Source organism: Capnocytophaga sp. oral taxon 324 str. F0483, from assembly GCF_000318315.2.
Lineage (GTDB): Bacteria > Bacteroidota > Bacteroidia > Flavobacteriales > Flavobacteriaceae > Capnocytophaga > Capnocytophaga ochracea.
Map to the genome: position 1 here is coordinate 1 of NZ_KB291514.1, position 13,654 is coordinate 13,654.

Annotated in this window: 11 protein-coding genes and 1 pseudogene; 3 read left to right on the forward strand and 9 right to left on the reverse strand. The window is 36.2% G+C overall.

The features are described from left to right. Nucleotides 1-193: 193 nt before the first annotated feature. Complete coding sequence (locus tag HMPREF9072_RS04755; RefSeq protein ID WP_009410794.1) at nucleotides 194-1,021, forward strand: S-adenosyl-l-methionine hydroxide adenosyltransferase family protein; 828 nt, start codon at nucleotides 194-196, stop codon at nucleotides 1,019-1,021. 137 nt (nucleotides 1,022-1,158) lie between these two features. Further along, on the forward strand, nucleotides 1,159-2,238 hold the full coding sequence (locus HMPREF9072_RS04760) for an efflux RND transporter periplasmic adaptor subunit (RefSeq protein WP_009410795.1): 1,080 nt from the start codon (nucleotides 1,159-1,161) through the stop codon (nucleotides 2,236-2,238). Nucleotides 2,239-2,246: 8 nt separating this feature from the next. Here HMPREF9072_RS04760 and HMPREF9072_RS04765 read toward each other — a convergent pair whose 3' ends face one another. Continuing rightward, nucleotides 2,247-2,804, reverse strand: coding sequence for an L-threonylcarbamoyladenylate synthase (locus tag HMPREF9072_RS04765; protein WP_009410796.1), 558 nt, complete (start codon nucleotides 2,802-2,804; stop codon nucleotides 2,247-2,249). 36 nt (nucleotides 2,805-2,840) lie between these two features. Here HMPREF9072_RS04765 and HMPREF9072_RS04770 point away from each other — a divergent pair, with 36 nt between their 5' ends. Then, nucleotides 2,841-5,033, forward strand: a complete 2,193-nt coding sequence (locus HMPREF9072_RS04770; protein WP_009410797.1) for an FUSC family membrane protein — start codon at nucleotides 2,841-2,843, stop codon at nucleotides 5,031-5,033. 173 nt (nucleotides 5,034-5,206) lie between these two features. Here the strand turns inward: HMPREF9072_RS04770 and HMPREF9072_RS04775 are convergent, their stop codons facing one another. The 8 genes and pseudogenes from HMPREF9072_RS04775 to HMPREF9072_RS04810 all read right to left on the reverse strand — a co-directional run. Further along, a complete protein-coding gene (locus HMPREF9072_RS04775; RefSeq protein ID WP_009410798.1) occupies nucleotides 5,207-7,960 on the reverse strand; it encodes a hypothetical protein in 2,754 nt (917 codons plus the stop codon). Nucleotides 7,961-8,116: 156 nt separating this feature from the next. Beyond that, on the reverse strand, nucleotides 8,117-8,644 hold the full coding sequence (gene rplI / locus HMPREF9072_RS04780; RefSeq protein ID WP_009410799.1) for a 50S ribosomal protein L9: 528 nt from the start codon (nucleotides 8,642-8,644) through the stop codon (nucleotides 8,117-8,119). 17 nt (nucleotides 8,645-8,661) lie between these two features. Beyond that, entirely contained in the window at nucleotides 8,662-8,940 is a 279-nt protein-coding gene (gene rpsR / locus HMPREF9072_RS04785) for a 30S ribosomal protein S18 (protein ID WP_002671374.1), read from the reverse strand. Nucleotides 8,941-8,944: 4 nt separating this feature from the next. Continuing rightward, nucleotides 8,945-9,286: a 30S ribosomal protein S6 gene (gene rpsF / locus HMPREF9072_RS04790; RefSeq protein ID WP_002671370.1), complete on the reverse strand. Its 342-nt coding sequence runs from the start codon at nucleotides 9,284-9,286 to the stop codon at nucleotides 8,945-8,947. Between the two features lie 145 nt (nucleotides 9,287-9,431). Next, nucleotides 9,432-10,394: an SIS domain-containing protein gene (locus HMPREF9072_RS04795; RefSeq protein ID WP_009410800.1), complete on the reverse strand. Its 963-nt coding sequence runs from the start codon at nucleotides 10,392-10,394 to the stop codon at nucleotides 9,432-9,434. A gap of 760 nt (nucleotides 10,395-11,154) precedes the next feature. Next, complete coding sequence (locus HMPREF9072_RS04800) at nucleotides 11,155-12,069, reverse strand: hypothetical protein (RefSeq protein ID WP_009410802.1); 915 nt, start codon at nucleotides 12,067-12,069, stop codon at nucleotides 11,155-11,157. Beyond that, nucleotides 12,066-12,974 (reverse strand): hypothetical protein, encoded by a 909-nt coding sequence (locus HMPREF9072_RS04805; protein ID WP_009410803.1) that lies wholly within the window; start codon nucleotides 12,972-12,974, stop codon nucleotides 12,066-12,068. Before HMPREF9072_RS04805 ends, HMPREF9072_RS04800 begins: the two co-directional genes overlap by 4 nt. A 3-nt stretch (nucleotides 12,975-12,977) precedes the next feature. Then, a pseudogene (locus HMPREF9072_RS04810) lies at nucleotides 12,978-13,654 on the reverse strand (hypothetical protein); the annotation flags it as partial.

The window sequence follows — 13,654 nt, forward strand, 5'->3', positions numbered from 1 at the left end:
CGAACAAATGACGGTGCGAGCCACACGGGCAAATAAACAAATGACGAAGGAAGGGCAAACAAATGACGAAGAAATGATGAAGGATAATGGGGGGAAGCTTAAGGATTGATTATTGCAGATTTAAAGGAGGTATGTTAACTTCATACTTATATATTTATGCTGTTTTAAACTTGATATCATTATAACAAAAGGAATGAAAATCATTACATTAACTACTGATTTTGGTTTACGAGATTACTCGGTGGGAGCTGTAAAGGGTGCTATTTATAGTAAGTGCCCCGAAGCTTGCGTGGTAGATATCTCGCATTTGATATCACCTTTTGATGTGTTTCAAGCTGCCTTCATCTTAAAGAATGCTTATGTACATTACCCAAAAGGGAGTATACATATCATAGGAGTAGATGCGGAGCGCACTCCTGAGAAAAGACATATGGTAATGAAACTGAACGGGCATTATTTTATCGGGGCTGATAACGGTATTTTTCATCTTTTAGCAGAAGATAAAAAGAACGCTGAACTGTACGAAATAAAAGGCAAAGAAAGCACTGAACTTTTCCCTACGCTGTATTCATTCCCTTTGATTGCCCAGAAAATATGCGAAAATATCCCCCTTAACAAAATAGGCAAGAAAACCGATACGTATTTAGAGGCTACTCATTTTAAACCAGAGATATCTGCTGATAAACGTTTCGTTTACGGTACGATTATTTATATTGACCACTATGGCAATGCGGTGAGCAATATCAGTAGGAAATTATTTGAAGAAATAAGACAAGATAGAGCTTTTGAGGTTATCTTTAATATGTATACCTTCAAAAAGATTTATAACCAATACAGCGAATTTATTGATTTTAGTGTTCCTCTTGACCTTCGCGCTCCTGATGGAAAACGAATGCTTCTGTTTAACGACCTGGACTATTTGCAATGTAGTGTTTACAAAAGTGATACTCATACAGTGGGGGGAGCTTCTTCTTTATTAGACATCAATTACCTTGATAGAGTGAGCGTTCACTTCATTTAATAGTAGATAAAACAACCCAATGAAGAATGAGGAAAAAGTGAATGAAGGCAAAAATATGGAAACTTTTTTTGTTTATTAAGTTTTTTGTTATACCTTTGCCCCCGATTTAGAACACTTAATACAGTAATTTAAGAAAAATGAAAAAAATAATTACTACAGTTATCATAATAGTCCTTGTAGGATTAATGGGGCTCCGCCTATATTCTAACAAACAGAAAAATGCTGAAGAGGTAGCTATTGTAGCCCAAAAAGAAGCCCAAGTAGCCGTACGTGCTGCCAAAGTAACAGAAGAAAAAGTAGCCGACCTTTTTACGGCTAACGGGACTTTTGTAGCCGAACAAGACCTGAATGTATCTTCAGAAGTAGGAGGACAAGTCATAAAAATTTACGTAAAAGAGGGTGATTTTGTGAGAGCAGGGCAAGTATTGGCGCAAACAAAAGCCGACAGAACCAATGTGCAGTTAGACAATGCCAAAGCGGTACTCGAAACCGCAAAATCGGATTTAAAGCGCTTTGAAAGTGCTTACCAAACAGGAGGAGTTACCGCTCAACAATTGGAACAAGCGCGCTTGCAACTCAAAAACGCCCAAGCGAACTACAATTCGGCAGCTATCGTATCGGGTGATACAGCGGTGCGTAGTAAAATCAACGGGATTGTAACTAGCAAAGAGGTAGAGGAAGGAACTCTTGTAAGTGCTGGACAGACGTTATTCAACGTGGTAAATATCGACAATTTGAAATTGAAAATTACCGTAGATGAAAGTCAAGTAGGAGAACTAAAAGTGGGGGATATTGTTAAAATTAAACCCAGCACTTCTTCGGAATTAGTAGAGGGGAAAATTACTTTTATCGCACCAAAATCTAATGGAGCTCTCAAATTCCCCGTAGAAATATTGGTAGCCAACAAAGACAAAAAGCTAAAAGCGGGAATGTATGCGACTGCACAGTTTGGCAGTGGTAATGATGAGGTTACGGCTCTTGTAGTACCTCATTCTGCTTTCGTGGGTAGTGTGAGCCAAAATAAAATTTTTAAAATAGTAAATAGCAAAAATGCTAAAGGTCAGGAGGTGCTTAAAGCTGAAATGGCAAATGTGAAAAGCGGTCGCAATTTTGGTGATAAGGTAGAAATCATCAGCGGACTTACTGTTGGTGAAGAAGTGATTACCAGTGGACAAATTAATATAGATAACGGAACACCTGTGAAAATAGTAGAGTAACTTACTATTTATCTTAATATTTGAATCTCTCCGTCTGTATCAAACCTAATCAGACGTGAGGGATTTTTTATTTGGGTATCGTCTTGACGGTAAGGTACTACATAATCACATTGCGCAATAATTTGGGGATTAATGAGTTGGTAATACAAAGGTGTTGGCTCTCCACTGATATTAGCAGAGGTAGAGACTATGGGTTTACCAAAATCGGCAATCATCTGTTGGCAGAACACATCTTGCACGACCCTAATGGCTACTGTATTATCAGCAGCTATCACATTCTTAGCCAAATGCAAAGGGTGACTATAAATAATAGTGGTAGGCTCTTGCAAGGTTTGAAGATAAGCGAGCACCTTAGGAGGTATATCTGTTACGTAGTGCTGTAACATCTCTGTATCACTCACTAAAATGATGAGGCTTTTGCTCTCACTGCGTTGTTTTATTTGGAAAATCTTAGCTACCGCTTCAGGATTTGTAGCATCGCACCCTAAGCCCCAAACGGTATCGGTGGGGTATAGAATTATCTTTCCTGCCTTTAATATTTCAGTTATCAGATGGTTATTTGCCATTAGTTTTGTAATTTTGCCCGCAAATATATGTAAAAAATGTATACCTCCATCATATCATTCTTTAAAAGTTTTTCTTTCTTCAAAGGGTGCCTCAAAACCATTGCGGTGCTTATTCCCTTAGGGTTGGGCTATTGGTTCGACCTAATGGATATTGGCTTACCCATAGCTTTGAGTATTGTTGCGATTTCGCCCAGTGATATTCCAGGGAATCAAAAACACCTTTACGGAGGTCTTTTCATAGCAACATTACTAGCAACTATCAGTTCTACTTTGGTAAACCTCACAGCTCCTTACGAGTACTTATTACTGCCTACCATATTTCTACTCACCTTCGGAAACGCTTATATTTCGTTGTACGGACATCGCACTACAATGGTAGCTTTCGCGGGATTATTTGAGATAGCCTCTACTTTAGCCCACTTGCAAACAGGGTGGGGTATTGTTTTGTACAGTGGTTGTGTATTATTAGGAGGTTTATGGTACAGTGTATTAGTGTATATATTCCTAAAAATACGTCCGCGTTTGTACAGTGAACAGCTGTTAGGGAAGTGCTTTGCTCTTACGGCAGAGTTTTTTTCGGTAAGAGCTGATTTACTCATCGCCAAAGACAGAAGCGAGGGACTCAAAAAGCTCATCAACCTGCAAACAAGCCTCAATGAAAAATATGAAAAGCTCCGTGAAGCCGTACTTGATTCACGGAGCAAATCGGGTAAAACCGATTACCTGCAACGCCAATTTTTGATGTTTATAGAGCTAGTGGATATCTTCGAGCTAGCTTTAGCCAACCCCGTACAATATGAGAAAGTGGACAAGGCTTTTGCCGAGCATCGTGAATATTTACAAACTTATGTAGATTTCCTCAAAGAGCTATCGAGACAGCTACAACAAATGTCCGAATACATTGGGTCACGCAAGAAGATACAATTAGACAACTGTTTAAAAAACTTATTAGCGCAAACCAAAGAGAAGAACGAAGCCTTGAAAGCACTTTCAGAAGTATCGGAAGAAGATAAAGAACGTACTTTGCTGTTGCGAAATTTTTATATCTATATAGAAAGTCAGTATCATTCTATTGAAAATATCCGACATATCTTTGAGAATTATTACAGCAACGATGCAGGGGTACGCGATGAGAGTACTTATCGCAAGTTTGTGAGTTACCAAAACTACTCGTGGCGACGGCTCAAAGACCATATATCTTTAAAATCTACCTTTTTTAGGCACGCAATGCGCCTATCTATAGTGGTATTTTTGGGTTACCTCATAGGTGATATATTCCCTATCAACAATGCCTACTGGATTATCCTTACCATTTTCATTATTATGCGCCCTGGTTTTGGGATTACCCAAGAGCGATCGCTCAGCAGGGTTTATGGCACTATGATTGGTGGGGTAGCTTCGTTTGCTGTGATTTACCTACTCCCCTACCCTAGTTTGTATCTCTATGTTGCTATTTTGTGTATGCCTATTGCTTTTGGGTTGATTCAAGAGAACTATATGTACGCCTCTATATTCATCACTATAAGTGCGATATTTATTTTTGCACTGATTACACCTAATGTTTACAGCCTTATTTATGACCGCCTATTGGATACCGTTATAGGGGTTGGGCTATCGTTTGCAGGGAATTATCTCATTTTGCCTACGTGGGAACACAATACTTATAGGGAAGCGGTTACCAAATCAGTAAAAGCTAATATCGGTTACTTACAGCAAGTAAAAGAGATTTTTAACACCGGAGAAGGGATTACCACTGCCTATAAAGTATCGCGCAAAGAAGCTGTGTTAGCACTCTCAAACCTAAATACCACCTTCCAACGAATGTTACAAGAGCCGAAGTTTATGCAGTACAAAAATCCATCAGTATACGGGATTATCGTGATACAGCAAGCCTTCTTAGCCTCTGTGGCTTCGTTTGGCATTAGGTTGAACAGCAAGAAAGTAACCTTCCCTAAATCGGTATTCAACGAGGCAATTGAGAGTCTTATAGCAGCCTTGCAACATTGTTTGACGTTACTTGTTGAACCTACGGCTACTGCTCAAACTGATTATAAAACGCCTATTGAACAATTCAATCAGTCTATTAGAGAAATAATAAACACTCCTCAAAATACAGATACCTCTTCACCTATCTCAATGCGAGAGACACAATTCTATGGAGAACAGTTCAACTATCTGTTTGGATTAGCGAAGAACTTAGAACAAGCTATTCGGTCTATCAATACGTAATAAAAACTAAGGCGTCATCAATTTGGTGACGCCTTAGTTTTTATTATTTATCTTATAATCATAATTGTTCTACAAATGGAATAGTTACTAACCAAAAGCCTTTAAGTAAAGCTTCAAGGTCGTTGAAAACTTCTAACATAAGTATAGTATTTTAAGATAAAAGGCAATATCTCTTAGCGAATTGTTTTAGGGTCTACCCCCATATTCACAATCGCTTGGCGAATATCAGCAAAAGTTTTGAGATTAGCCTTCCCTTTTACCAATTCGTAATTGGTTCCTTTTTTAAGGTAATTAATCAAGCTAGTCTGTCCTCCAAAGTAAGAAGGTTTAACTTGGTCAATAGAAGTACCATTTTTAAGTGCTGTAAAGAACATACTATATTGGTTCGCACGTTCCTCTATCTCTCTTCTACCTTGGTTAAATTCAAACATTACCACACTCCAATCATTGCCTTCCAAACGTTTTAAATTCATTTTCACTCTATCTACAACTTCTTCAGAACAAGCCTGTGAATTAAAGCGTTTCATATCTGTAACAAAGGTTTCTGTAAGCGATACATTTTTAGCGATAGGTCGAGTAGTATTCTCTCCTCGTTTCACTGTTTTAGGATCGCGTGGCTCACTTATAGTTACAGGTCTTTCAGTATTGTAAGAAGGAGTAACTGTTTTAGGTGTTCTTCCTACCGTAGTTTCATTTCTATTAACAACAGTTGCTTCAGGTTTGGTAGCAGGTTGCTCTTCTCTCTTAGGTCTTTCTACAGCCACTTCCACTTGGTCACGTGCTTTACTTTCCCTAATTATTCTTTGCAAATCTGTTTGATAAGACTTCAATTCAGAACTACCTCCTTTTAAATAAGGACGCAAAAGGCTATCTACTTGTTCACTATTATAAGCAGAATAATCAAAATCCTTTAAGAAGTTTTCCCATACGGCTTTTTCAAACTCAGGTCGTAATTTATCTGTAAGGAAATTGCGCTTTTGGGCTTCTGCTATAAAAAGACTTCCCTTAGGGTCTGCGTGAGTTTCTTTCCAATTATTCACATCCAAAAGAAATGCCATTGCAGGCGAAATCAAATCTATTTTAAGAGTATCTTTGCTATTTGCTTCCACCATTTTAGCTAACTTATTGAGTTGTTCTTCACTTAATAACAAGGTGTCTTTCCCCTCTTCTTTGAAGCTAACAACCAATTTTGTCTCAGCGATAGGCAAGCTCTTTTTTAACCTAATATAAGAATCCTCAATCTCGTAAGTGCGCTCATCTATATTGGTTAAGAAGTGCATTTCGTCTATTTCACTCTCCGAATTGATTGCTACATAAGCCTTCACAGGATTTTTAAGCATCGGGAAAATAAACCAATAGCCTACACCTACTAATATTAAAACAAAAGCAACAGCCGAAGCAATCTTTATCCAAAACGCACGAGACTTAGTGTTCATCTCTATCGCTTCGCCTCGTTCAGTGGTAGCAACCCCTCTGTTTACTACTGATAAACCATTAGAAAACTCAGGACTCTCTGAGGCAATCATTTGTGGATTGTAAGCACCTTTAGCTCTATCAAAATTAACCTCTCCACTCTTCGATATACTAATAACTCTTCCTGTATCTTGATTTTCAAACTCAAAATGGTATAAGTTCTCAGGTAAAACAATCTCTACAGGCGAATCACTGCGCAAGTTTTTACTGAATACAATACCATTGATTTTTAGAGATACTGAAGTTATAGTGCTCGAAATAATCGTAAACTGATACTTCTCAAAAGGTACTGATAAGGCCACCCTATCATCTACCATATAGTTACTCTTGAAAACAATACCATTGTAACTAAGGTTGAATACATTACGTGCCTCATCTCCTTTTAGTAAAAAGTAATATCCCTTTGTATTAGAGTATAGCTTAGCTTTAAAAGTCGTACTCTCTAATGATAAGAACGAAATGTATTTCTCAAATTCTCGTTGAGGAGTTTCCACGTACACCTTAAACTCTTTTGGAGCAAACGGAATTAAATCAAAAGTATAATTGTTTTGTACTTTCTTGATATAACCTCTTTTTATCGCTTTCTTAATCGTATCGTGATAAGAGAACATCTCGTGGTATCTCGATTTTTCAAGAAGCACTTCAATAGTATCATCGTCCGAGAAGACTTCGTTCATATAGGTAGCTCCCACGTCTTTACCATTCTTCATAAAAGCTAATATCTTAATATTAGCATTAGAAGGCAAAAACCGAGAAGCTCCACTACTTCCTCCTGCATTGGTTGTTTGGAAAGTAGAGGTACTTGTTCTGGGTATTGCGTATTCTGGAAAAAGAAAGTCAATACTATAAGCTCGGGGGTCTTCCACAAATTCTTTGCGCAAGAACACAAGGTCTTGGTATTTCTCAAACTCAGGACGGTAAGGCATATTGAAGTACTTATCTACCTCATAAATATCCATATAAGGGAAAACCTTAGGCATATAGCTTTGGTCTAATGCGAAAGAAGCCGTTACTGGTTCCTCTACCAACTGCTTTTCATACCCTCTCAGAAGATTAAAATATGGGAATATATCCTCTTTTTCATTGAGTAACGGAATATTGTTCTCGTAATTGATATGCTCTGCAAAGTACATATCCATTAACAAGTTCAATACTTGTCGTACCCCTCTCCATTGTAAAAAATGTGGTATATACAATGAAATGGCTATATACACACCGCTCTGTCCATTCACTTCTTTTGAGGAACGGTATTGTGTGTATATCTTGTAACTATTGCTAAACTGCAATGTGTAAAAATCTACACGCGGGGTGTGTATGCGTATAAAGGCACTGATATCTTTCAATCTATCCTTTACTTCTTGCAGCTGAAAGTTAACTCCTTGTGAGGCTAACACCTTGCATCCCTGCTTGTAACCCCATATTGTTAGACCTATTGTATTAATTTTGGATTCCATAGTATTTTTTGAGATTCTGCTAAAATTGGTACAAAAGTACACATTATTTTTAATATACAAAAATTTTATTGTAAAAAAAATACCTACAAAGGCAAATTTCCCTTATAGGTATCAAAAATTATAATTGATATGAACTATTTAAATCCTTATAATTTATTAGTTTCCAGCAGGTTGCTCAGTAGCAATTTCCGCTTTGGGCTCTTCAGTCTTTTCTGCAGGTTTTGTCTCTACTTTTGCTACTTCTGCTACAATTTCAAATGGAAAATCAACAATTACTTCACGGTGTAAACGGATAGAAGCATTGTATTTCCCAGCACGTTTGAGGGTGTTACCAGCGATAGAAATAAATTTCTTGTCAATATCGTGACCCGCTTTGGCTAATTCTTGTGCCAAATCACCATTATTAATTGACCCAAAAAGCTTATCTCCAGCACCTACTTTGGCAATAATTTTTACCGCCAATGACGAAAGTGCTTGAGCTGTTTTCTTAGCCTCATCAATAATATGTTGCTCTTTGTAAGCTTTCTGTTTTAAATTTTCAGCTAATACCTTTTTTGCTGAGGGAGTAGCCAAAATTGCAAATCCTTGCGGAATGAGGTAATTACGTCCGTAGCCGTTCTTTACTGTAACGACATCGTCCTTAAAACCTAAATTATGTACGTCTTGTTTTAGTATAATTTCCATAGTTTCTACTCCTGTTATTATTTTAATAAATCGGCTACATAAGGCATTAATGCCAAGTGGCGTGCTCTCTTCACAGCGGTAGCCACTTTGCGTTGGAACTTCAATGAAGTACCAGTAAGACGACGAGGTAACAACTTACCTTGCTCGTTTACAAACTTCAAGAGGAAGTCAGCATCTTTGTAATCAATGTATTTAATACCTGATTTTTTAAAACGACAATATTTCTTTTGTTTTGAAGTGTCGATGTTTAGCGGAGTAAGATATTTGATATCTCCTTTTTTTTGTTCTACTGCCATTTTCTTACGCTTTTTTAGTGTTTAACTTTGCTCTTCTCTTTTCAGCCCACTCAATGGCGTGCTTGTCTAATTTCACAGTCAAGTAACGCATCACGCGCTCATCACGACGGAATTCCAATTCAAAAGCATCAATTACTTCACCAGCTACTTTAAACTCGAAGAGGTGGTAAAATCCGCTTTTCTTGTTCTGGATTGGGTAAGCTAATTTCTTCAAGCCCCAATTCTCTTTTGCTACAAATTCTGCACCCCTTGAAGTAAGAAAATTCTCAAACTTTTCTACTGCTTCCTTTATCTGTGTATCAGATAAAACGGGATTCAAAATGAAAACAGTTTCGTATTGATTCATAAATAAAATGATTAATTTTTAATTCGAGGTGCAAAAGTACTACAATTATTTTACCTGACCAAATAATCTGCAATATTTTTTACAAAATAATATCCAAATACCTGACAATGAATAATTATTATAACTCTCTCACTTTTCTTAAAACCTATATTAAACCTTCTTGTATCAAATTATGCAAGTGTATAATCCCCTCGTATTGCCCTTCACGCGTTACCAATAACTGCGTAATTTTATTCTTCTCCATTAGGTGTAACGCATCAATAGCCAAACTCTCCAAGTCAATCGTCTTAGGGTTAGCACTCATTATATCTTTGGCTACCAATCCTTTTATACTATCCGTTTTACTGAGCATTCTGCGGATATCCCCATCAGTCACTACCCCCACAATTCGTCCATTATCAATCACAGCAGCTACCCCCAACATCTTTTCCGATATTTCCACAATCACCTTCTTAATATCAGTATCCGGAGCCACTTCGGGTTTTTGGTTGTGTACTACAATGTCAGCCACTTTCAAGTACAAACGTTTCCCTAATGCTCCACCGGGGTGATATTTAGCAAAATCACTGCTACCAAAATGCTTCATTTCAAGCAAACACACCGCTAAGGCATCTCCCAAAACCAACTGAGCGGTAGTGCTGGTCGTCGGAGCTAAGTTATTAGGGCAAGCCTCTTTCTCTACGTGAGCGTAAAGCACGCTATCAGCCTGTTGGGCTAAAACCGAATTTCTGTTAGAAGTAATCGCTATCAATTTGTTATTACCGCGTTTAAGCAATGGTACCAATACTTTTATTTCGGGCGTATTACCACTTTTTGAAATGCATATCACCACATCGTCCTGTTGTATGATGCCCAAGTCACCGTGAATCGCATCAGCAGCGTGCATAAAGATAGCAGGCGTACCAGTAGAATTCATTGTCGCCACTATTTTATTAGCAATAATAGCACTCTTCCCGATACCCGTAATCACCACACGCCCCTTCGATTGCAGTATATATTCCATCGATTTAGTAAAATCGTCATCTATATAGTCTACTAATTTAGCAACTGCCTGAGCTTCTTCACTGATAGTTTGTTTGGCAATGGTTATAATTTCTTCTGTTTTCATTCTCAATAAATTGTTTTGCGTGAGGCAAAAGTAATACTTTTTTTGTTCATATAAAAACACCCTTCGCTTTTTTGCTTTCTAACAAACATCTTTTCTATACAATTAAAACGCTTTATTCACTCGCTTTTTGCGGTACTCTCTTGGCTAAAAAGAACTGTTTGTCGTGCTACAACCTTTTGTATAAGATGAAGTCTTGAATAGCCATTTTACAAGGCACATCCTTGATTTTGTTTTAAATTTGAAATCAATTTTGTTTAATTTCTGAAGCACAGCTTTACTTCTCTACTTCAAACTCACATTATTTACTATCCCCATATCCTTTGCCAAAGTTTGAGATTTTGGCAAAGTTGAAATCACCTTCACCCTCCTATCCACTTTTCACTTTAAACCTTTCGTTTTTCCAGTCTTCACCCTTCGCTTAATTAACACTTTTTAACTCTTCAATCTTCGCTCTTAATCCCTCATTCTTAACTACTTATATACCCTTTCTATACCAATCTTCCAAGATTCGTATAAGCTTCCTATAAGCTCTCTATAAGCTAACTATACCATAACCCTATCTTCGATACTTTCCGATTCCCTCCGAGATTCTCCGAAAACACACCTTTACAATCCCTACTCTATTGAAAAAAATAAGACAATGGTTTTATTACCATTGCCTTATAATAATTATTTTTTGTTCTCTTCTTTGCTCATTCCTTTTTCACTTCTTGTAGCATTACATCACAAGAACAAGATAATAAATATAAAATTAACTGTTTCATTTCCCTTTCTTCCAGTTTTCAAGTTCTTTCTCCTTGTCTGCCCATTCTTTTTTAAGCTCCTCTGCCCAAAGCAAACGATTTTTAGCGTCGTTAATTACTTTGTCCCAATCACTCCTTTTAGTACCAGTTCTATCGATCTTTCCTATTGGATAAAAATAATCACCATAAGCCCCTGCTACAATCCCCTTATTTTTAATATAAACAAGTTCTTCAATGTCTCTGTCATCATAATCACAGAATTGATAAAAATAATACATTACATCCCCCCATTTTTCTTCTATATTACAAATATAGGTATTTTCAAAAATATCGGGAATAAGAAAACTTAAATTTTTCTTATCTAAAGGGAAAGGGTGGTTAGGAATTACTTTTTTATAATCTTCCTTTAGTACATTTATAGGCTTTATAGGTTGATTAGTATTAAGAATAAAATTCTTGGTAGCTACAGCCATATCACGAGGAAAATCCATACAATAGAAATCATCTACACGACATATTTTACTTACATAGTACTTATTATTTATTTTCTTAACTAATTTTACCCTATTAATATGTAAACTCTTATCAGAAAAGACTCCAAATATTTTATAAATAATTCTCCTAAAAATATTTTTAGTAGGAAATAGATTGCCCTTTATTTTATTGAAATCTATTACTTCCCAGTTTGTTTTACTGTTAAGATCTGGAAGTACCGAAAACAATATTATATAACCTTTCCCTACATCCGGTTCATATCCTTTTGAAAACACATTATACATTTCAATAGTATTTTTAGGACCATAAGGTGAAGTATCAAGTGTATAGTGTTTTACTTCATAGTTGGCTGTCAAACTATCCAACAGTATATACTTTTGCTGTTGTGCCACAATGGCACAAGAACAAAAAAGTAATAGGTATAATAACTGCTTCATTTTCCTTTCTTCCAGTTTTCAAGTTCTTTCTCTTTATCCTCCCATTCTTTTTTAAGCTCCTCTGCCCAAAGTAAACGATTTTTAGCACCGTTAATTACTTTGTCCCAATCACTCCTTTTAGTGCCAGTTCTATCGATCTTTCCTATTGGGTAAAAATAATCGCCATAGGCTCCTGCCACAATTCCTTTATCTTTAATATAAACGAGCTCATCAATACCTCTATTATCATAATAAGAATATTGATAAAAGAAATACATAGTATCCTCCCATTTTTCTTCTATATTAGAGAGGTAAACACCTTCAAGGATATCAGGTATAACAAAAATATCATCTAAATAAAATTGTTGAAAAGGCTTAAATTCTTTATATTTCTGCTTCAATACGTTAATAGGTACTATAGGTTGATTGGTATTAAGTATAAAATTCTTGGTAGCTAATTGAATCTCACGAGGCACCTCTATACAATAAAAGTCATCTACTCTAATAATTTTGCCTACATAATACTTGTCTTTTACCTTTTTTACTAATCTCACCCCACTAATATCATCTTCTTTCTTGAGAGGAAGACTAAATACTTTATAAACAGCTCTCCTAAAAATATTTTTAGTAGGAAACAGATTGTTTTTTATCTTTTCAAAATCTATCACTTCCCAATTCGTTTTACTACTGAGGTCAGGGAGTACAGAAAACAAAATTATATAATCAATCCCTTTATTTGCACCATAATATGAAGAAAATACATTATACATTTCGATAGTATTTTTAGGACCATAAGGAGAAGTATTAAGAGTATACTTCTTTACTTGATAGTTAGCGGTTAAACTATCTAACAATATATATTTTTGTTCTTGGGCTGTAGAAGCCCAAGAACAAAATAATGATAAATATAAAATTAACTGTTTCATAATTTATGGTTTACAAGGAATCCCACTCTTACCTAATTTTTGCTGGTTATTTAAATAATTTTCCCTTTCTGATAGTGACTCATTTTCTACCACACCTACTTTTGCCATTGCACGTGCAGTTTCCAATGAAATTTTTGTATTAGGGAAAGACATTATACTCTGCGCTAAGCTCTCAATAAAATTAGAAAATTTATTATGTCCTTGATTATCATTTATAAGTACATACATCTTTTTTTGTTTTCTGTTTCCTACAAAGAACTCTTTGCTATATACAGAAGGGTATTTCTGATTAAAGGCTTTTTCTCCTAAAGTTTCTCGCTCAGTTCTAAGAAATGCGTGTATCACTTCGTGATAAATAGTAGCCAAAATATATTCTTGTGAAGCCCCTCTTATTACATCATCATTCAAATAAATATCACAGTTTAGAGTGTAATTACCATCGTTATCAACAATTTTAGCGCTTCTAGTTTCCGCAGCATCTGTAGTACTTCCTAAGGACATATTGTGAATTCTAATATTATAATTATCACTTGAACCAAACATTCCAAGAATATTAGAAATCTCATTATTCAGTGTCTTAGCTTGGTCTAAAACAGCTTTAGCACAAGGGTTTGTAAGATCGTCATCTACCTTCTCTTCTACTTTTGTTCCGTCTGAGCGCATCAAACTGGCTCCTACAC